The 20,597-nt window shown below is 42.8% G+C and carries 14 protein-coding genes; 11 read left to right on the forward strand and 3 right to left on the reverse strand.

All coding sequences use genetic code 11. The features are described 5' to 3' along the window. The first annotated feature begins 99 nt into the window (after positions 1–99). Genes QUD85_RS06135 through QUD85_RS06145 form a run of 3 tightly spaced genes read left to right on the forward strand, consistent with a single transcriptional unit; the run spans position 100 to position 5,437 of the window. Positions 100–2,535, forward strand: a complete 2,436-nt coding sequence (locus QUD85_RS06135; RefSeq protein WP_093329995.1) for a TonB-dependent receptor — start codon at positions 100–102, stop codon at positions 2,533–2,535. A 60-nt stretch (positions 2,536–2,595) separates the two neighbouring features. Then, positions 2,596–3,864 (forward strand): Xaa-Pro dipeptidase, encoded by a 1,269-nt coding sequence (locus QUD85_RS06140; protein ID WP_093329998.1) that lies wholly within the window; start codon positions 2,596–2,598, stop codon positions 3,862–3,864. Between the two features lie 7 nt (positions 3,865–3,871). After that, the gene (locus tag QUD85_RS06145) at positions 3,872–5,437 is read left to right on the forward strand and encodes a tetratricopeptide repeat-containing sulfotransferase family protein (RefSeq protein ID WP_093330002.1); all 1,566 of its coding nucleotides are present in this window, start codon (positions 3,872–3,874) and stop codon (positions 5,435–5,437) included. Between the two features lie 37 nt (positions 5,438–5,474). Here QUD85_RS06145 and QUD85_RS06150 read toward each other — a convergent pair whose 3' ends face one another. Beyond that, on the reverse strand, positions 5,475–7,304 hold the full coding sequence (locus QUD85_RS06150; RefSeq protein ID WP_093330006.1) for a M2 family metallopeptidase: 1,830 nt from the start codon (positions 7,302–7,304) through the stop codon (positions 5,475–5,477). Between the two features lie 1,525 nt (positions 7,305–8,829). On the opposite strand from QUD85_RS06150, the gene astE reads away from it, so the two are divergent. The 7 genes from astE to QUD85_RS06185 all read left to right on the forward strand — a co-directional run bounded on the left by astE (position 8,830) and on the right by QUD85_RS06185 (position 17,456). After that, the gene (gene astE / locus QUD85_RS06155; RefSeq protein WP_093330013.1) at positions 8,830–9,897 is read left to right on the forward strand and encodes a succinylglutamate desuccinylase; all 1,068 of its coding nucleotides are present in this window, start codon (positions 8,830–8,832) and stop codon (positions 9,895–9,897) included. 205 nt (positions 9,898–10,102) lie between these two features. Continuing rightward, positions 10,103–11,287: a thiamine pyrophosphate-dependent dehydrogenase E1 component subunit alpha gene (locus tag QUD85_RS06160; RefSeq protein WP_093330015.1), complete on the forward strand. Its 1,185-nt coding sequence runs from the start codon at positions 10,103–10,105 to the stop codon at positions 11,285–11,287. Beyond that, entirely contained in the window at positions 11,287–12,264 is a 978-nt protein-coding gene (locus tag QUD85_RS06165) for an alpha-ketoacid dehydrogenase subunit beta (RefSeq protein ID WP_093330019.1), read from the forward strand. Before QUD85_RS06160 ends, QUD85_RS06165 begins: the two co-directional genes overlap by 1 nt. 9 nt (positions 12,265–12,273) lie before the next feature. Beyond that, positions 12,274–13,818 (forward strand): dihydrolipoyllysine-residue acetyltransferase, encoded by a 1,545-nt coding sequence (locus tag QUD85_RS06170; RefSeq protein WP_093330021.1) that lies wholly within the window; start codon positions 12,274–12,276, stop codon positions 13,816–13,818. A gap of 161 nt (positions 13,819–13,979) precedes the next feature. Continuing rightward, complete coding sequence (locus QUD85_RS06175; protein WP_093330024.1) at positions 13,980–14,648, forward strand: DUF1707 domain-containing protein; 669 nt, start codon at positions 13,980–13,982, stop codon at positions 14,646–14,648. Positions 14,649–15,170: 522 nt separating this feature from the next. Then, positions 15,171–16,994 (forward strand): protein kinase domain-containing protein, encoded by a 1,824-nt coding sequence (locus tag QUD85_RS06180; RefSeq protein ID WP_093330027.1) that lies wholly within the window; start codon positions 15,171–15,173, stop codon positions 16,992–16,994. An 84-nt stretch (positions 16,995–17,078) separates the two neighbouring features. Then, on the forward strand, positions 17,079–17,456 hold the full coding sequence (locus tag QUD85_RS06185) for a VOC family protein (protein ID WP_093330031.1): 378 nt from the start codon (positions 17,079–17,081) through the stop codon (positions 17,454–17,456). Here the strand turns inward: QUD85_RS06185 and QUD85_RS06190 are convergent. Further along, entirely contained in the window at positions 17,453–18,016 is a 564-nt protein-coding gene (locus QUD85_RS06190) for an SRPBCC family protein (protein WP_093330034.1), read from the reverse strand. The two genes, QUD85_RS06185 and QUD85_RS06190, sit on opposite strands and share 4 nt — an antisense overlap. 105 nt (positions 18,017–18,121) lie before the next feature. On the opposite strand from QUD85_RS06190, the gene QUD85_RS06195 reads away from it, so the two are divergent. Beyond that, positions 18,122–19,210, forward strand: coding sequence for a hypothetical protein (locus QUD85_RS06195; protein WP_093330036.1), 1,089 nt, complete (start codon positions 18,122–18,124; stop codon positions 19,208–19,210). Here QUD85_RS06195 and QUD85_RS06200 read toward each other — a convergent pair. Next, positions 19,207–20,556: an anti-phage deoxyguanosine triphosphatase gene (locus QUD85_RS06200; RefSeq protein WP_093330039.1), complete on the reverse strand. Its 1,350-nt coding sequence runs from the start codon at positions 20,554–20,556 to the stop codon at positions 19,207–19,209. The genes QUD85_RS06195 and QUD85_RS06200 overlap by 4 nt on opposite strands. Positions 20,557–20,597 lie beyond the last annotated feature (41 nt).

Here is a 20,597-nt window from a genome sequence, read left to right on the forward strand (position 1 = left end):
TTTATTCTGTTTTACTGCATGAACAGTTTGAATATTTGCTCTAAAAAAAATAAAATAACAACGAAAAGATAAATTCACACTATAAATAACAAAGTTCACATGAAAAATACTCACTTTAAAAAGTCAGCGTTATGCTTGGCGGTAAGCACAGGACTTGCTTTACCTCAAGTGGCACTCGCTGCAGAAGAAGAATCTGCCAAGGATCAAGGTATAGAAACAATTCAGGTTACTGCCTCTCGCCGTAGCTCTACTATCCAGGAAACACCAATTAACGTAACCGCACTAGACGGCGACGTGATGGCTGACCAAAACATCACGCAACTTGCTGATGTAGCACGTTGGGTACCGGGTTTAACCGTACAAGATCAAGGTGGTCGTTCTGCACCGCCAATTATCGTGCGTGGTCTAAACACCAACTCATCTGGCCCAGGTGCTGATGGTGGTACAGTTGCAACTTACGTGGGTGAAATCCCACTTGCAATCGATTTAAAGATTCTAGACGTCGAACGAGTAGAAGTCCTTATTGGCCCACAAGGTACATTATACGGTGCGGGTACACTAGGTGGCGCGATTCGTTACATGCCGAAAAAACCTGTATTAGACGAAACTTCTGGTAGCGTTTATGGTGATATTTTTAATATTGCACAAAGTGATGACCTAGGTTCTGAAGCAGGCTTTGTTGTTAATACACCAATTATCGAAGACACATTAGGTGTGCGCGTTGCGTTTAACCACCTAGATGAGCCTGGTTTTATCGACTACAACTATGTCGTTAGAGAAAGCGGTGTTTCACTTCCTGATCCAGACTGGAACAACCCAGACGAAGTTGCGGCAAACTTGAAGCAAGTTAAAGACGCTAACTTTGACAAAGCAACGACAGCACGCGTAATGCTTCGTTGGCAACCGAATGAAATGTTCGATGCAACGTTGTCGTATCATTATCAAAAACAAGAAATTGGCAGCCGCTCAATTACACACTACGGTAGCTTAAGCGATACAAACCCTTTGTCAGCGTTCATGGGCAAGTATGAGTCTGGTTATCGTTACGAAGAACCGTTTACGCGTGAAGATTCTTTAATTAGCTTAGAGTTAACTGCAGACTTAGGTTTTGCTGAATTAACATCAGCAACGGGCTTTACCGACCATCAAGCAGACGGTCAACGTGACCAAACTGACTTACTTATTCGTCTTGATTACAGCTACGAAGAATTCCCAGCGTTTTCTGCGTTTACGCGTGAAACAGAAGACGATCAAACCATTACACAAGAAATTCGTTTAGTATCTACGTCAGATTCAGCGCTTTCTTGGATTGTTGGTGGTTTCTATAACAAATTCGATGGCTTCAACGACTCAAAAGAGTTCACGCCAGGGTTTGACCAATTTGCAGTAGATAATTGGGCTGCCAACCAACTACGCCCTGATTCGCTAGAGTACATCTCTGTAGGTGATGACGTTGTAGAAGAAATGGCACTATTTGGTGAATTGTCATACGACATTACCGATGCGCTATCAGTTACTGTTGGTACACGTTTCTACAACTATAGCGTTGAATCTACATCAGGTATCGACTTACCATTATTCTACACTTTATTCGGTGATTACGGTCCAGATGAGATCAATATCGACTTGTCTACAGATGAAGCAGAGGACGACGGTAACTTGTTCAAGTTCAATGTGTCGTATCAAGTGAGCGAAGACGTATTGACTTACTTTACTATCAGTGAAGGTTTCAGAATTGGTGGTGCAAACGGTGTTGCGGCCTGTCCAGACAATATCGACGATATCGACAACCAAATCGTCTGTGCATTGCCAGATGAAGTTATCTATACGGCTGATACAACAACCAACTATGAATTTGGTTTAAAGAGTACTTGGTTTAACAACAAGCTACACTTTAACTCAGCGCTATTCTACGTAGAGTGGGATGATGCACAAGTAGCTGGTGCAACAGTAAACGGTCAACAACCAATTACGTCAAATGCAGGTGCAGCTGAATCTAAAGGTATTGAAATTGCGACACGTGCACTTATCACAGATGAGTTAATTGCTTATGCAACGTATGCATACACGCAGGCAGAGCTTTCTGAAGATGCACAATACCTATTTGGTGTACCAAGTGATCCAAACGATACGTCATTAGATGCATTTGCTGGCGACCGTTTACCAGGTTCTCCAGAGAATCAATTCTCATTAGGTTTAACTTACTCAACAGAAATCTTTGAAGATAAAGGTCTAGACGTTACATACGGCTTAACCTATCAAGATGAGTATGTTTCAAAAGTTGGTTTACGTAACTTCGGTGAAGTTGTGCCGGGTTATGCATTAAGCAACTTGAATGCTAAGTTCTCAGATGAATCTTGGGCAGTTACGTTATACATCGACAATATGTTCGACAAGTATGCGTTTAGCTCGGTCCGCCGTGACTTTGGTGACATTACCGTACGTAACGATCCAGCATTACAAAGAAACTATGGTCATTATCTAGTGACACCAAGAAAGATTGGTTTAAGATTTGAATATTTCTTTGACCTATAAATCTTAGGTGAATGGTTAAAAGGCATTGTTTTTACAATGCCTTTTTTTGAGGGAAAAATAATGAAAAAATTAACGCTTTTATTATCGTCGCTTGCTATCTTGTTTAGCTTGCCTGTATTGGCGAACCAACACGTGATCAAAGCCGGCTATGTGTTAGATGTTGCCTCTGGCAAGCAATTAAAAGATCAATATATTGTGGTCGACAATGGTAAAATTACTAGCATATCGAGCAATCAACCAGCATCGTTTGATCAAACTAAGTTAATCGATTTGTCCGACAAATACTTAGTGCCTGGTTTGATGGATATGCATACACATGTGGTACGTAATCTGTCAAAAAACTATTTTGACTCATACTTTCAGTCGCCGCATCGTTCGACTATTGGCGGTGTTGTTAACATCGAGAAAACCTTACTTGCCGGTATAACGACTATTAGAAACGTAGGCGCTTCAGATTATCGTGATGTTGCACTTCGTAATGCAGTTAATGCAGGTGAAATACCTGGTCCTCGCATGTTTGTTTCAGGCCCATCGTTAGGTATTACAGGCGGGCATTGCGATTCCAATGCACTTAATCACACCTTTAACGAAAAATCACAAGGCGTAGCAGATGGCCCGTGGGCAGCGCGTTTAAAAGTTAGACAAAACGTAAAGTATCAAGTTGATGTGATTAAGTTTTGTGCCACCGGCGGTGTATTTTCTAAAGGCACTAAGCTTGGTCAGCGTCAATATACCTTTGAAGAGATGAAAGCCATTGTTGATGAAGCGCATACACATGGCAGAACTGTGGCAGCTCATGCCCACGGAACAGAAGGAATTCAATTTGCTATTAAAGCAGGTGTAGATTCTATAGAGCATGCGAGCTTTTTAGACAAAGAAACCATCAAACTTGCCAAAAAATATGGCACCTACTTGTCGATGGATATCTATAACACCGAATACACGCTAAGCAAGGGTGAGGAAAATGGTGTACCAGAAGAAAACCTTAACAAAGAGCGTAAGGTTGGCGGTATTCAACGGGAAAGCTTTTCTAAGGCGGTTAAGGCAGGCGTTAACATGGTGATGGGAACTGATGCAGGTATTTACCCACATGGAGACAATGCCAAACAGTTGAGCCGCATGACCAAGTTTGGTATGACACCATTACAGGCATTGCAAGCAGCCACCATAAACAGCGCAAAATTGTTAAAGCAAGAGAAAACATTGGGTCAAATCAAAGAAGGATTCTTCGCAGATATTATTGCTGTTGATGCAAACCCATTGGAACAAATTACGACGCTAGAAAATGTGTCATTTGTGATGAAAGACGGTGTCGTTTACAAGCAGTAGTCCAATTTTGAACGATATATCAACTCTTCATAAACGTGCGATAGCTGCGTTAAATAAAAAAGACTATGCCGGTTGCCATCACAATGTGATGGCGATTTTGCAGCAAGATAAGTACTTTGCTGATGGTTATTTTTTATTAGCGATGATCGCCGCGCAACATCAAAATGCGTTAAAGGCGACGCAGCTTATTGAACAAGCGTTAAAGCTGTCACCAGACAATACAGAATATATGGCGCAACTTGCGCGCCAATATGTTGTGTTGCATCGCCACATAGACGCTAAATCACTGGTAGACAAGGCGTTGGCATTAAATCCAACAAATACGTTAACGCTCGATACTTTGGGTGTGGTATTGAATCAGTTGGGCTTGCATGACGCCGCATTGCCACTGTTTCAACAAGTTGTGTTAGCGTCACCTGACAATACACAGTTTCAGTTTAATCTTGGTGCAACCTATAAATTTTTAGGTCAGTTTGAACAAGCAAAAGGGGCGTTTGAGCAATGCATTAAGTTAACACCAGATTTTGCCAAAGCTTATATGTCTTTATCGAGTTTAAGCAGCACAACGTCAACTGTGTTGTCCTTAGACAACTTGGCAAAAATTAACGCCAAATCAGCTGATGACAAGCTGTATCTTGCACATGCTAAAGCTAGACTGCATGAATCATCTGGCGACTATGCTGGTGCCTACCGCGAACTTTTTGAGGCTAAACAACATAAGCTTGCATCATTAAACTACAGCTTTGAGGCGGATCAGCACATGTTTGATTCCTTGCATCAGGTTTTTGGTGAAGGGAAGATTAAAGCAAGCAATATTGAGAATAGCGAAGCCATTTTTATTGTGGGAATGCCTCGCACAGGGACAACATTGTTGGAGCGTATTGTTAGTAATAACCCGCAGGTATGCAGTGCAGGCGAGTTGCAGTATTTTGGGCAGTTGTTGAAACGCCTTAGCGCAAGTCAGTCGCCCCATGTCATTGACCCACCCACCATTGATGCGGCAAGTCATATGTCACTGGATGAATTAGGTCAGGCATACATTGACTCGACACGCGTACTTACTGGTAGTCATGAGCATTTTATCGATAAAATGCCATTAAACGTGCTTTATGCAGGCTTTATGTTGAACGCATTGCCTAATTCTAAAGTGCTGTGTTTAGCGAGAAATCCGCTTGATACCATTATTAGTAATTACAGGCAGCTATTTGCGGTGAACTATTCCTATTATAACTATGCCTATTCGCTAGAATCCTGTGCCCGTTATTACATTGAGTTTGTTAAACTAAGTCAGCTTTGGCAACGATTGTTCCCTGATAATTATTTAACAGTAAACTACGAAGAGTTAGTACAAGATCCCGAGCGTGTATCGCGTCAAATTTATCAATTTTGTGGCTTATCATGGGATCCAAGCTGTCTGGATATTGCCAGCAATAAACAAGCGGTAGCAACCGCAAGCGCTGTACAAGTGCGCAGCAGTATTACTGATAAAAACATTGGTAATTGGCGCCGTTACGACGCTGAGCTTGATAAGGTAAAATCCCTATTGGATGAAGCTGGTATCGTATGGCAATAAAAAAGGAGAACTGATGTTCTCCTTTTATTTGCTTATGCTAGAAACCGCATTGCTTACCTTGGTTCTTCTCTTTCAACCAAACATGCAATGGCTCAAAATAGTCAATTATCGCCGTTGCGTCCATTTCAGGTTTGCCTGTCAGGACAACATAGGCATCTTGCCAAGGTTGGCTAGAGCCCATTTCTAATACTTGATTTAATCGCTCACCAGCTGCCTTGTTTCCGTAAATTGAACAGCGATGGATAGCATCCTTGTCACCAGCAATTTCGCACAGTGCTTTGTGGAATTCAAATTGTTGGATATGTGCTAGGAAATAACGTGTATACGGCGTGTTTGCAGGCACATGATATTTTGCACCTGGATCAAAAGCGTCTGCGCCACGTGCGATAGGAGCACTTACACCTTGATATTTCTTACGTAATTCCCACCAAGCGTCATTGTATTGCTCTGGCGTAATTTCACCGTTGAAGACCTTCCAGCGCCATTGGTCAACTAAAAGTCCGAAAGGAATAAAGGCAACTTTATCTAATGCCATCTTCATTAGTAGGCCGATGTCTTTAGACTCATCTGGAATTTCGTCAATTAATCCGATTTGTTTTAAATATTTCGGCGTTACAGATAACGCGATTGTGTCACCAATAGCTTCGTGGAAGCCGTCGTTTGCACTTCCTTGGAAAGTGACGGGTTGGTGTTTATAGGCGCGTTGGTAGAAGTTGTGACCCAGTTCATGGTGAATAGTAGAAAATTCTTCACCTGTCTTTTGGATACACATTTTAATACGAATATCATCTTTGCTATCTAGGTTCCAAGCAGACGCATGACACATGACATCGCGATCTTGCGGCTTAACAAACAAACTTCTATCCCAGAAAGTTTGTGGTAGTGGTTCAAAGCCTAGCGACGTAAAGAAAGTTTCCGCCTGTTCAACCATTTTGATTTCATCATAGTTGTGTGCAGCGAGTTGTTTTGTGACATCGTAGCCAGGATCAGCATTTTCTGGTGCCACTAAATCATAGATATTACCCCATTGCTGTGCCCACATATTACCAAGCAGGTGAGCCGGGATAGTGCCATCTTCTGGCATTTTATCTGCGCCATATTGTTCTGACAATTCATCGCGAACATAGCAGTGTAAATCGTCATAAAGCGGTTTAACTTGGCCCCAAATACGGTCCAGCTCAGCGGCAAACGCATCGGGATCCATGTCATAGCCACTGCGCCACATTGCGCCTACATCAGAAAAGCCTAGGTTTTGGGCACCTTCATTGCCAAGCTCTGTTTGGCGCTCATACAAAGGCTTCATTTGCGGGCTTACTTCGCGCCAACCAGCCCAAAGCTCAAGTAACTCGTCATAATCGCGAGACGTGGCCATTTTCGCACTCATTTGTGGCAAACTTAATGTTTCGCCCGCTTTTGTGGTATAGCTTCCTTTGCCGTACATGGCGCCCATTTGTGATTTGATCTGCGCCAATTCTACTGATTTAGCTTCATCTTGAGGAGCAGGCATGACAAGCCCTTGCTTAAACTTATCAAGCTTTCTGCGCACATCTGCAGGTACGTCTACTTGATTAAACTTTGCCGCTTCTACAGCAAACCTTACATAGGCGTCAGTACTTTTCTTGCTAGCCGCGGCAGCTAGGGCCGACGTATCATCAGTGATAAAGTTTTGGTAAATCCAAGCCGCTCGCGCACCTTCAAGGTTTAACGCCACAGCTTCTTGCTCTACTTTTTCAACGAAAGCAATCGCATCGGCTGCTGTTAATGCTGCTTCGGTTGTTTTAGGTGTATTTGCTTCTTGGTTGCAGCCAGTTACGCCAAAGGCAACTATCGCTGCAATGGAAGACATTTTTATTAACTTATTCTTCATATACAGGTTAACTCAGTTGTAATAATCGCATTGGAGTATATACCGAAAACCTACGAAGCAACATCCAATGATAACGTCGGTTGTTTAACTGAATGAATTTTGGGCAAAAAAAAGCTCAGCTATTGGGAGCTGAGCCGTAGGAATTATTCCTAACAATCAAGGGAGAGTATAACAAAGTCACTATTTCAAAAGGGTGTTTTGAAAAGTTGAAATAAGTATAAGCGCAGATGATGTTTTTTACTGTTGGTTAAATGTTTAAAAGTGTAAAGAGCTTTTGGGGCATGGGGCATGGGGCATGTACGCTTCGCTAAAGTTAAGGGTCGCGTTGCTTCAGGGAACAGGGGGGAAGAGGCATGGGGCATGGAGCAAGGGGCATGGAGCATGTACGCTTCGCTAAAATTAAGGGTCGCGTTGCTTAAGGGGACAAGGAACAGGGAACAGGGAACAAGGGGCATGGAGCGAGGGGCAAGGAACAAGGGGCATGTTCGCTTCGCTAAAATTAAGGTGCGCGTTGCTTAAGGGGACAAGGAACAGAGTTTTTTTTGACACGCAGCACATAGCTCGCAGCTCACGGCACCCAAAACAGTTATACAATGATAAGGGGTAATTGTTTGCGGTAATGAGTAATCATTTATTTCAGGCAAAAAAAAGCTCGGCGAAATGAGGGGTGCCGAGCTATAAAACGGGATTTAACAAAGTTACTTAACAAGCTTCTACTCTCGATAAGTGGTTTTATCTTAGCCCTGTCTCTTGTTATTTACTGTGGGAGAAATGTTTAAAAGTGTAAAGGTTTTGGGGCACGGGGCATGGTGCACGGGGCATGGTGCAAGGGTCATGGTGCAAGGGTCATGGTGCATGATGCAAGGGGCATGGGGCATGTACGCTTCGCTATAGTTAAGGGTCGCGTTGCTTAAGGGAACAGGGAACAAGGGGCATGGAGCGAGGGGCAAGGAACAAGGGGCATGTTCGCTTCGCTAAAATTAAGGTGCGCGTTGCTTAAGGGAACAGGGACAAAGGGACTGGACATTTTTTTAGCTCGCAGCACGAAGCCCGTAGCTCACAGCACCCAAAAACAGCTATCCAATGATAAGGGATAGTTGTTTGTGGTAATGGATGGTCATATATTTCAGGCAAAAAAAAGCTCGGCGAAATGAGGGGTGCCGAGCTATAAACGGGATTTAACAAAGTTACTTAACAAGCTTCTACTCTCGATAAGTGGTTTAATCTTAGCTCTGTCTCTTGTTATTTACTGTGGAAGAAATGTTTAAAAGTGTAAAAGTTTTGGGGCATGGGGCAAGGGGCATGGGGCAAGGGGCATGTACGCTTCGCTATAGTTAAGGGTCGCGTTGCTTAAAGGGACAAGGAACAGAGGATTTCTGTTAACACGCAGCACAAAGCCCGAAGCTCACAGCATGATAAAGGAATTTGTTTTTCTTTTAACTCGTAGCCCTAAGCCCACCTCAGCTACCATTAGTTGTTAATATCGGGTAAACTTTCGCCATCATTTCTTCATGCTTAAGTACTTATGCATTCTCAAGACGTTATTGAACGACTTTCTTCATCACACGACTTTTTAGCTTTAACGCGCCAGTATCCAGATTTTCTTCCCGAAGCGCAGTTTGTTATTTCTCCCAATGGACACGACATCAATGTAGTCGTAACCGATACCGGCATTATTAGTTTCGATCCAGTAACCAAACATGTTGATAACCAAAGTGCAAAAGATATCGTGTTATCGTGCGCTGTACATGGCAATGAAACAGCGCCGATCGAAATTTGTGATGCGCTTATTAAATCACTCTTTAAAGGTGAACTTGATTTATCGCATCGCACGTTGTTTTTATTCGGCAATCCTGATGCCATCAATAATGGCACGCGTTTTATCGAAGAGAATATGAATCGTTTATTTATGGGGGCTCACAGTAAAGCACCAGGACTTGTGAATAAGGAAAGAAAGCGTGCGAAGCAGTTGGAAGATGTTGTAACGCAGTTTTTTGAGCAAGGTAGCAATAACCATAATATTCATTACGACTTGCATACAGCGATTAGAGGTTCGTACCACCAGAAGTTTGCGGTATATCCTTTACTGCACGGCGATAAAACCTGGCAAAAATCCCAATTTGAGTTTTTGCTGGCTTGTGGCATCGACACGGTGTTGTTATCGGAATCTACCACAACAACATTTTCCTATTTTTCATCAACAACGTTTGATGCAGATGCCTTTACCATTGAGTTGGGCAAAGTAAAGCCATTTGGAGAAAACAAACAGTCGGATTTCGAACAAGCGCACAATACGCTTGCACGCCTTATTAGCGGCGCCGATATGCAGCTTAAACCGTACGATGCGAGTCAGTTTAATATCTTTACCATCCATCAAACGATTAACCGTCACCATGAAGCATTTTCACTAAGTTTTGACGATGATGTGAAAAACTTTACGCCATTTGCTAAAGGCGACTTGTTGGCAACCGATGGTGACGTAAAACATGTTGCTCAGCAAGATGGCGAAGCCATTATATTTCCCAATGCCAATGTCGCGATAGGACAACGAGCATTATTAACGGTTGTTAAGACCGATATCGAGCCAGTATAAAGAACCTCATCTTCAAAATTGGCGTTGTAGCAACTCGTGTAAACATACGTTTGCACTTTTAAGAAGGCATACGGCGCCATTTTCTTGTCTTCATTTCCCCCCACCGTTATTGTGCTCGCAGTAGGTTGTTAGCTAGCTATACTTGTAAAAATAAAACCATTAATTAGCTGCAATAACCGCTTTACTAACAATTAAAGAGTTTGTTATGAGCACTGAACAATATAACGAAGGGCTGGTAACACATCATCCAGCGTTCATTGATGGACACTCGGTCGATATTCCAACCCTAAAAATATTACAACAAGACGGCACCGTTTATGAAGGTGCTGAATTACCAGATATAGATCAAGCGCTTGCAGAGCGGATCTATAAAACACTCGTTTTTCATCGCGTATTAGACGAGCGTATGATTGCCGCCCAACGCCAGGGGCGCGTGAGCTTTTATATGGCAGCACTAGGCGAAGAAGCCGCTAGTGTTGGCAGTGCAGCCGGTCTTGCGGATCAAGATATGATCATGGCGCAATATCGCGAACAAGGTGCATTGATGTATCGCGGATTCACCTTAGATCAGTTTATGAACCAACTGTTCAGCAACGAGCAGGATTTAGGTAAAGGGCGTCAAATGCCTATCCACTATGGTTCAAATGAATTGAACTATATGACCATATCTTCTCCTCTTGGCACACAAATTCCACAAGCAGCTGGTTATGCTTATGGCCAGAAAATGCAAGGTAAAGATGCGGTCACCATTTGCTATTTTGGTGAGGGAGCTGCGTCAGAAGGTGATTTCCACGCTGGATTGAACATGGCAGCTGTGCATCAAGCACCGGTTATTTTCTTCTGCCGAAACAATGGCTATGCAATCTCTACACCGGCGGAAGAGCAGTTCGCTGGAAATGGTATTGCCTCTCGTGGCGTAGGCTATGGCATTAAAACCCTGCGTATCGACGGCAACGATATTCTTGCGGTATTGAAAGCAACACAAGAAGCAAGAAAATACTGCATTGAAGAAGGCAAGCCTGTTGTTATCGAAGCAATGTCTTATCGTTTAGGTGCACATTCAACGTCAGATGATCCTACCGGCTATCGTACAAAGGAAGAGGAAGAAAAGTGGCAAGCACACGATCCAATCTTACGAATGAAGCAATGGATGTTAAATCAATCATGGTGGACTGAAGAGCAAGATAGCGAAATATTTGAGCAGTTGCGTGAAGATGTGTTGGCTGCACTTAAAGTCGCTGAAAAAATCGATAAACCTGCGTTAGAAGATCTGGTTTCAGATGTTTATGACCAAGTACCAGAGATGCTTGAACAACAACTCAACGAGTTAAAAGCACATATCAAGAAGTACCCCGATGCATATCCAGTGACATCAGGGAGGATCAAATAATGGCTCAAATGAATTTATTGCAAGCGATTAACAATGCACTCGACATTGCAATGGCTGAAGATGATAGCACCTTGTGCTTTGGTGAAGATGTTGGTTATTTTGGTGGTGTATTCCGCGCAACCAGTGGCTTACAAGAAAAATACGGCAAAGCAAGATGTTTTAACACGCCATTGGTGGAGCAAGGTATTTTAGGTTTTGCTAATGGTCTAGCTGCACAAGGTTCAAGACCTATCGCAGAGATTCAATTTGCAGACTATATTTTCCCTGCATTTGATCAAATCGTGAATGAATCAGCAAAATTTAGATATAGAAGTGGTAATGAGTTTGACGTAGGTCGCTTAACCATTCGCACACCATATGGTGGTGGTATCCATGGCGGTTTATATCACAGTCAATCCCCAGAAGCTTATTTCGCCCATACGCCTGGCTTAAAAATCGTGGTGCCTAGAAACCCTTATCAAGCCAAAGGTTTATTGTTGGCAGCCATTAGAGATGACAACCCCGTGTTGTTTTTCGAACCGAAACGTTTGTACCGCGCTGCCGTTGGTGAGGTGCCTGAGGAAGATTACCAATTACCGCTTGGAAAAGCTGAAATTGTTAAACAGGGTAGTGACGTCACGCTATTGGCGTGGGGCGCACAAATGGAGATTATCGAGAAAGCTGCAGATATGGCAGAAGCAGACGGCATTTCATGTGAAGTGATAGATTTACGTTCAATATTGCCGTGGGACGTAGAAACAATCGCCAACTCTGTGCGTAAAACAGGTCGTTTTGTGATTTCACAGGAAGCGCCACTGACAGCTGGTTTTGCAAGTGAAATCGCAGCAACGATTCAACAAGAATGCTTTTTACACCTAGAGTCGCCTATTGCTCGTGTGTGTGGTTTAGATACGCCGTACCCACTTGCATTAGAAAAAGAATATCAGGCGGATCACTTAAAAGTGTATGAAGCAATCAAACGCAGCATGGATTACTAGGGGGCTTTGATGAGTAAAGATTTTATTTTACCTGACATCGGCGAAGGCATCGTAGAGTGCGAAATTGTTGAATGGCGTGTGGCTGAAGGTGACGACATTGTCGAAGACCAAGTTGTTGCAGAAGTCATGACCGATAAAGCTGTGGTAGAGATCCCCGCGATGTATTCGGGTACAGTGAAAAAGCTGTATTACAACAAAGGTGATATAGCGAAGGTTTATCAACCTTTGTTTTCGATGGATGTTGCTGGCGAAAATAATGCAGCAGCGGCAGACGTCGCCGAAGCCACCACTGAAAATGCAGCAGCTGAGAAAGCACCTGTTAATACAGGGCAAGTATCTGAAGACTTTATTTTACCTGACATTGGCGAAGGCATTGTTGAATGTGAAATCGTCGAATGGCGCGTAGCTGAAGGCGACACCATCGAGGAAGATCAGGTTGTTGCAGAAGTGATGACAGATAAAGCCGTTGTTGAAATTCCGGCAATGTACGCCGGTGTTGTCAACAAGCTTTACTACAAAAAGGGCGACATCGCCAAAGTTTACAAACCGCTGTTCTCAATCACACGCGACGGTGCTCTGGTTGAGCAGACAACTACTGATACAACAATGCCAGTAGAAACACCTCAAACAGTGACTGAAAACACTAGCTCGCCAGTATCACAAGGCAAGGCGATTGCATCGCCAGCTGTGCGCCGTGTTTGCCGCGAATTGAACATCGATATTTCGCAGGTACAAGGTAGCGGTAAAAAGGGCAGAGTATACAAAGAAGATGTGTTGGCCTTTAGCCAAGGCAATCAACAAGTATCACCTGCAGCTGAAATGCCGAGTAGCACTGGACGTATAGAAGGTGGTACACGTGTTGAGCCTATTAAAGGCGTTAAAGCAGCAATGGCTAAAGCCATGGTTAATTCCGTTTCAACCATCCCACATTTCACTTATTGTGAAGAGATTGATCTAACCGAGCTTATTGCTTTAAGAACGTCTCTTAAAGAAACGTATGCGAAGCAAGATATTAAACTGACGTTGATGCCGTTTTTTATGAAAGCGATGTCTATGGCAATCACCGAATTTCCAATTCTCAACGCACAGGTCAATGACGAATGTACTGAGCTGACGTATTTTGATGACCATAATATTGGCATGGCTGTCGACTCAAAAGTCGGTTTGTTGGTGCCCAATGTTAAGCAGGTTCAGAACAAATCAGTGATTGATTTAGCTATTGATATAACTCGACTGACAGAACAAGCTCGTGCGGGTAAAGTAAGCCCACAAGACCTTAAAGGCGGCACTATATCAATTTCAAACATTGGCGCGTTAGGCGGTACGGTGGCGACACCGATTATTAATAAGCCTGAAGTGGCAATCGTTGCCTTGGGTAAAACGCAAAAACTGCCTCGTTTTGACGAAAATGGCGATGTTCAAGCACGTCAAATTATGCAAGTAAGTTGGTCGGGTGATCATCGTGTAATTGATGGTGGCACGATAGCGAGATTCTGTAATTTATGGAAGTCTTACTTAGAATCGCCGTCAAATATGCTTGTACATATGCGTTAAAATTTGGCTAAATAGTGGGTAAATTGGCTATTACAGAAAGGTCAATTTACTCATTTTTATTTTCCTTTTTGCTTAAGTTGTTGAAAATAAAGTTTATTATTGGTTTGGCATCAAGGTTGCTTAAATAAGTAATATCAACAGGGTAAGTTCAAGGGAATACTATGTCTGTAAAAATAAACGATCGTCCAACTGAAAAAGTAAGAGAAGAAGTTATTGATCGCCTGATCATGAATTATGGTCATGGAGAACTCTCTTACGAAGCGTTTAACCGCCGTCTTGATGAAGCGATGGACACGCAAAATAATGAAACCCTCCAATCTTTAGTGGAAGACCTTCCGCTCACGCCTGATGAGCAATATATTCGCTCTAAAACAGAAGAAAATGCCGCCACCTACGTCAGTGAAGGCGCAACGGAAGAAGAGCACATCGTCAGTATCTTTTCTGGTTCTGATCGCGGTGGACGTTGGGTTGTGCCGAAAAAACTAAAAGTGACTACTGTTTTTGGTGGTGGCGATTTAAATTTCAGCGAGGCTGTATTTAGCCAGCAACAAACTGAAATAGAAGTATTTTGCTTATTTGGTGGCGTAGATATTCACGTGCCTGAAGGCGTCAATGTGGTAAGTCGCATGTTTAATATCTTTGGCGGTGTGTCAAACAACACGAATAATGCGATTGGTAGTCAAGCTAATGTAGCGCCAACAATAGTCGTGACAGGTTACTGCATATTTTCTGGTGTAAACATCAGAATACCTCGTTCTATTAAAGAGCGCTTTGTCTCGTTTGCTGACGAGTTTAAGAAGATGTTTATTGATTCAAGCGGTAAATACTAGGGCGTGTTGATCTTTACTGTATAAATTTCGTGCGAGTTAAATGCTTTTTAGATCGCGGCACGAGGTGTGTAGCATGGTTACTCCATGTAAATGACTCGTAACAAAGAGATAGAGGCCTTTAGCCGCACCCAAAGGGCAGCGCATTTGCACCATTTCTACTGCGTTATCACTCATTAAGGTAGGATAACTATATTACATTCATTCTGCCTTGTATAAATCGCGTAAATTCTGCTGCGAAAATATACACGAAAGATCAACACGCCCTAGCTATAAAAAAGGCTAGCTACTTCTATAGCTAGCCGAGCTCCGATTGTACGCCAAACAACAACATTGGCCACGGGAGTTGAGCAGTGGAGGGAACTATGTTTAAGCGCCTAACAATTGTTGCTTAACCACGATGGTTAATTTACTACTTGTTTATGACAACACAATGAAAGATGATGACAGTTTGATGAATAATATGAGTTAGCTTGTTTATTCGTCATTTTTCAGTGAAGTAATCTATATGGATAGGTAATCCCGTTGGCAGAAAAAAAATTACAACATTTCTATATTGCCGAAGAGCAGTCGATATATCTGCTATCCCACAAAGATGCCACAAAGTTAAAGCAATGGGTCGAATTGTGTCAGCAGCAGCTTGCCCAATTAGGTTATCGAGATATTTTTCTATTGGGAAAGGGTGCCTATGGCTTCGTCTTTAATGGCGTTTCTAGCTCAGGAGAAGAGCATGTATTTAAGTTTTCTCGCCTAACGTTGCCTGAGCATGTTCAAGCGAGGCTTGCTGATGAAGCCGATATTCAATCATTGCTCAATCATGAAAACATCCCCAAGGTCATAGAATACCGTCAGATCAAACGACAGCATATTTTGCATATGACTCGCGCGCCCGGGTTAGATCTCGAGCAACTATCACTTAAGATGGGGCCACTACCGCCTGAGTTAGTGGTTGAGATTGCTATTGCATTAGGTGATTTGCTTTTATATTTGCGTAACGCTAAAGAGCACGCGTCGAATAAACCTATTGTCCATGGCGACATCAAGCCTTCTAATCTTGTGTATGACCAAGAAACCAAGCGTTTGCACCTGGTTGACTGGGGATCATCGGTTAAAGCTCAGCTAGACGCCAGTGGCCAATCGACAGAAAACAACGTCATGGATTTAATGAGCGGTGATTTGCAAAATACTAATGCTCGCTTAGGTGATGTCTACTTCATCGGTCCTGAACAAATTAATGGTGGGCTGTCATCGCCTCGTTTTGACGAACAAGGCATGGCGGCAACGCTATATGCGCTTGCCTCTGGGCAATCGTGTCGATACGGGACTGGCGTTATACCTCCGAGCGCTTTGGGTTTACCAAAAGATCTGGGCTTGACGCTTGAAGCCATGCTCAGTGAAGATGCCAGCACAAGGCATAAGGCGGGTGATTATTTTTTTCGCTCCCTCGATGTTCTGCGCCGCACAGTATTAGCTAAAACACCGACAATTTATCCGTTAGAAGTTAAGATCCCTATTTGGTCAAAACCAAAAGAACAAGAAATCGATACGGTTGTTTATGGCTCAAGGAAATCATTTTTAAGGGAATCGAGTGAACGCGATAATTTAGCCAGTGTTAACGATGTGCAATTAGAAAAGTATTACAAGAACTACCTTATGGGCATGGGTGATACAGAAAAAGCCTTTATTGCCGCTGTTAGCCGCTTAGCGCATTACCCTGTGGTTGGCGGGCTTGCGATTCGTTGGGAAAAAGAAGGCGTTTATGTTGATTCCAATTTAAGCTTATTTGATCCTGAAATGGAACATGCCTTTCAAAGCGCAGTAAACAATATGATCACCTTGGCGCAGGGTATTTTTCGTATTGGTGTTTTTAAAAGTTGTTTATTTAATGCGCGTAATACGTTGCATATTGAACGTGATAATGAACAACAACCTTTCAGCGCGTCTGCGCAACAGTTTATACCTTTTGATATTAGTGCTGTGCCAGATATTGATGATGAAAGTCGTCTTCATTCATACTTTGAAGACGGTAAAGATCCCGATGAATATTTGTATCTACCAGATCCCATCATGGAGGCATTGACCGCGCTCAATGAAATACACCACACCGGATGTATCATCTTCGAGGTACTGCCGACCCACCTTAAAATCCATAGTTATTTAATGCTGCTCGATCCACAAAAACAAACAGCGTTTGAGCAACTCTTAAAACAAATCATAGATTTGTTACCCTTGATTGAAGGTGTTGGTATTTCTGGCTTTATGAAGTTGCCCTATAAAGATACCCGTTTTTTTGAACATATTAATCGACTGCCTGAGCACTTCTATCCTAAAAATGCAAAGGCCGGCTAACAGGCGCGATTCGCTAATATCAACCTAGGGTGCTAGTGTGTAGGAATATTAAAAATTCAATTTCTAGATTAAAGGCAGATAAAAATGGATAACGCGAAAATAGGTGAAATGGCTTGGTTGGATATCTCTGTTGGGGATGCTAGCAGTTTAAAATCTTTTTATGAGTCGGTTGTCGGCTGGAAAAGCGAAGCAGTGTCTATGGGCGATTATGAAGATTATTCAATGCTTCAGGTTGATGATAACAAGCCTGTAGCAGGTATTTGTCACGCAAAAGGTCCAAATGCAGCTTTGCCACCAACGTGGCTACCTTATTTTTTAGTGTCGGATATCAAGCAGTCTGTGGATGCAGTTAAAGCACAAGGTGGCGAATTAATTACGGACATTAAGTCATATGGTAGTGACAGTTTTGTCGTCATTAAAGACCCCGCTGGCGCGGCTTGTGCTTTATACCAAAAAGGCTAAGGTGCAGATTTTTCGATGATGTCCGCACTACCGGTTTCGAGTAAACGTTTTAAGCGTTGAAGTTGTTCGTTGTGAACAAAGTCCACTGGAGCTGCCCAATCTGACAGGCCTTTTTCCAGTGTGCCTGTAACGCGGTAGGTGAGGATTAACTCGCTACTTTCTTTATCTATCGCTTTAATTTCCCAGGTTTGTGCACCGGCAATAGCAAACTGTTGCAGAGGGCCAAGTGCGCCAGACATACGCAGTGTTAGCGGTGGCTGTGCAAATACAACTTCTAAATGTTTAACCGAACCACCCCCGACAAGCTTTTCGCAAAAACAACCGCCCGCCGTGGCATCGATGGACATATTGTTGGCATCGCCGCTCCAGGTATGGTCGCTGTTCCACCAAAGGTGTACTTGGCTTGTTAGCGTTTTGTATATCACCTCTGGCGTTGCCATTATCCTGACTTTATTCACGCTTTCAAAGCCATTGTCTTTTACATAGGTTACGTCAGCTAACGCGCTGTTAAATAGTAATTGCGCGAGAGCACAGGTAATAAGTATTTTAATCTTTTTCATGGCGTATACGATTGAGTTTACAATAGTAAAAAGCTATCAGATGTTGTTGAGTTTTCAACTATATTCGTTCACTATTTGCTTTTTTGGCGAAGGAAAGAGGATTAGATGAGCTGTATTGACGTTTATGCAGGCGAAACGGCGCGAAAATTAATTGCCGAGCACGGATTTACGCCCAATTTGTTCAAAGGAATGATAGCAGCGTCAGGTGGACCTAAATGGTTCGTTTTGTATGGCTTGGATAAGGTACTTTTATCTGATTTTTTCGCCAGTAAAACAATACCAAGCTACAATATCGGTACCTCATCAGGTGCTTGGCGTACGGCCTGTATGGCAATTAAGCAACCAGGTGAGGCATTAAACCGATTAGTCGAAGGTTATGCAAACACGACCTACACCGATAAACCCAGCGTCAGCGAAATAAGTGACAAGGCACGAACATTACTGTCGAGTATGCTAGGCGAGACGGGGATAGACGATATCGTTAATAATCGCTTAATCAAAACGCATACCATTGTAAATCGTTGTAAAGGGCTAACAGCGTCGACCAACCGTTTTCTGCAACTCGTTGGGCTGTTACCAGCGGCCGCACTAAATAGAATTGACCGAGCAACCTTAAAACTGTTTTTTGAACGCATTACTATCAGTAACGACGCTTTAGAAACACACTTTGCTCTTGACGATGGCTTTGGCGATACATTGGTGAGTTACACGCAGCAAAATGCATTTGATGTACTGATGGCGACAGGGGCTATTCCACTTATCTTAGAAGGCGTTAAGGATATAGAAGGGGCACCACATGGCATGTATCGAGATGGCGGTATTATCGACTATCATTTTGATTTAGATTTCACTAAACATATAGGCACACAAAATGCAGACGAAAATCAGTTGATGATTTATCCGCATTTTTACCCGCACTGCTCGCCAGGTTGGTTTGACAAACGCATAGCAGGGCGAAAAGGCGATGAAAAGCGCTTTAGCAATGTTGTGTTGATTAGTCCAAGTCGCTCCTTTGTTGATACTTTGCCTTATCAAAAAATTCCAGATCGCACCGATTTTGAAAAAATGGACGATACAACGCGCATGGCATATTGGCATGAAGTGATTGAGCGTAGTCATGAGCTGGGCGAAGCCTTTAAAAAACTGCTTGATAGCGATGATGTAAACGGCGCAATAAAACCTATTTTTCGTTAAAGATTTGGCTCTCTGTAATTAGGCGTCGCCGCCGCTGAAAACAGCGTTTGATAGAGTTTAGAGGCATATTCGTCGGTCATGCCACTGACATAATCTGCAATGACTCTATGTTCATTTAAACCATCAGATTTTGCTTGAGCAAGTCGTTTCAGCGTATTTGTTGGCAACAGTCGTTGCGGATCGCTAGCTAGCGCTTCAAATATTTCCATGACTACTTGCTGGCCGCGATATTCCATTCGTTGAATACTTGTTTGTTTGATCACATATTCATAAACGAAGTCTTTAAATATTTGTAGTGCTTGCGCAACGGTTGCAGGCAATTGAGCGTTGTAACGCAACAGTGGCTCGTTAAACTCAATGCCTAATTGCTCATTTAAATCGACTAGCGTTATGTTGGTAATGAGATAATTAACCAACGCACCAATCGCTTCTTTTTGAATATAATGTTCTTCGCTAAACAAATGTGATGCTAAATCATTAATATGCTCACTAATCCACGGATCATCACTTATATTTGCTAACTTGGTCACAACTTCTCGTTCAAAGTCTTCACGATGCACAACACCGGTAACAATGGCATCTTCCAAATCATGAATACCATAGGCAGTATCGTCAGCAAGTTCCATGATGGAGCAATCTAAAGACTTAAATTTTGTTTTATGATGTTTACCATTATTTTGCTTAAATTGCTGGAATAAGTCGCGATCTTGTTGTGAAAGTGGTGCTAAAATCCAATCTAACGTATCGGTGTCATCTAGGTATAGTCCTTTTGCCGGATGCCAATCACTCGCTTTTAATTGTCTAAAGTTATCTAGCGTGGCGGGGTATTGTTTATTGTCCAAAACATTTAATGTTTGCGGGTATTTAATTAGCCCCAATAGCGTGCGTCGACTTAAATTCATGCCATGACATTTTGAAAAAGGTTCTAATTTAGCCACTATACGAAGCGTTTGCCCGTTGCCCTCAAAGCCACCGTGATCTCGCATCATATAATGCAGTGCTACCTCGCCACCATGGCCAAATGGTGGATGGCCAATATCGTGAGCTAAGCATAACGCTTCAATCAAGGAATCTTCTTGTGGAAGTAAAGCATGGGTTAGTTCTGGGTACTTGCTTTTAAGCTGCGCAACAATACCGGAACCAATTTGTGCCGCTTCTAACGAATGGGTAAGTCGTGTGCGATAAAAGTCACTTTGTCCACTGCCCATTACCTGTGTTTTAGATTGCAACCGTCTAAACGCTGCCGAATGCAAAATGCGAGCACGATCCCGTTGAAACGGACTTCTGTGATCGTCTTGTCTGATTGAAACAGTACTTTGCTGCCTATCGTGCCACGGGTTGGTCATGAACTATTTTCCACGAATGTAAGTTATTGATTAAGTTAACC

The sequence above is a fragment of the Thalassotalea agarivorans genome (assembly GCF_030295955.1).
Classification (GTDB): domain Bacteria; phylum Pseudomonadota; class Gammaproteobacteria; order Enterobacterales; family Alteromonadaceae; genus Thalassotalea_D; species Thalassotalea_D agarivorans.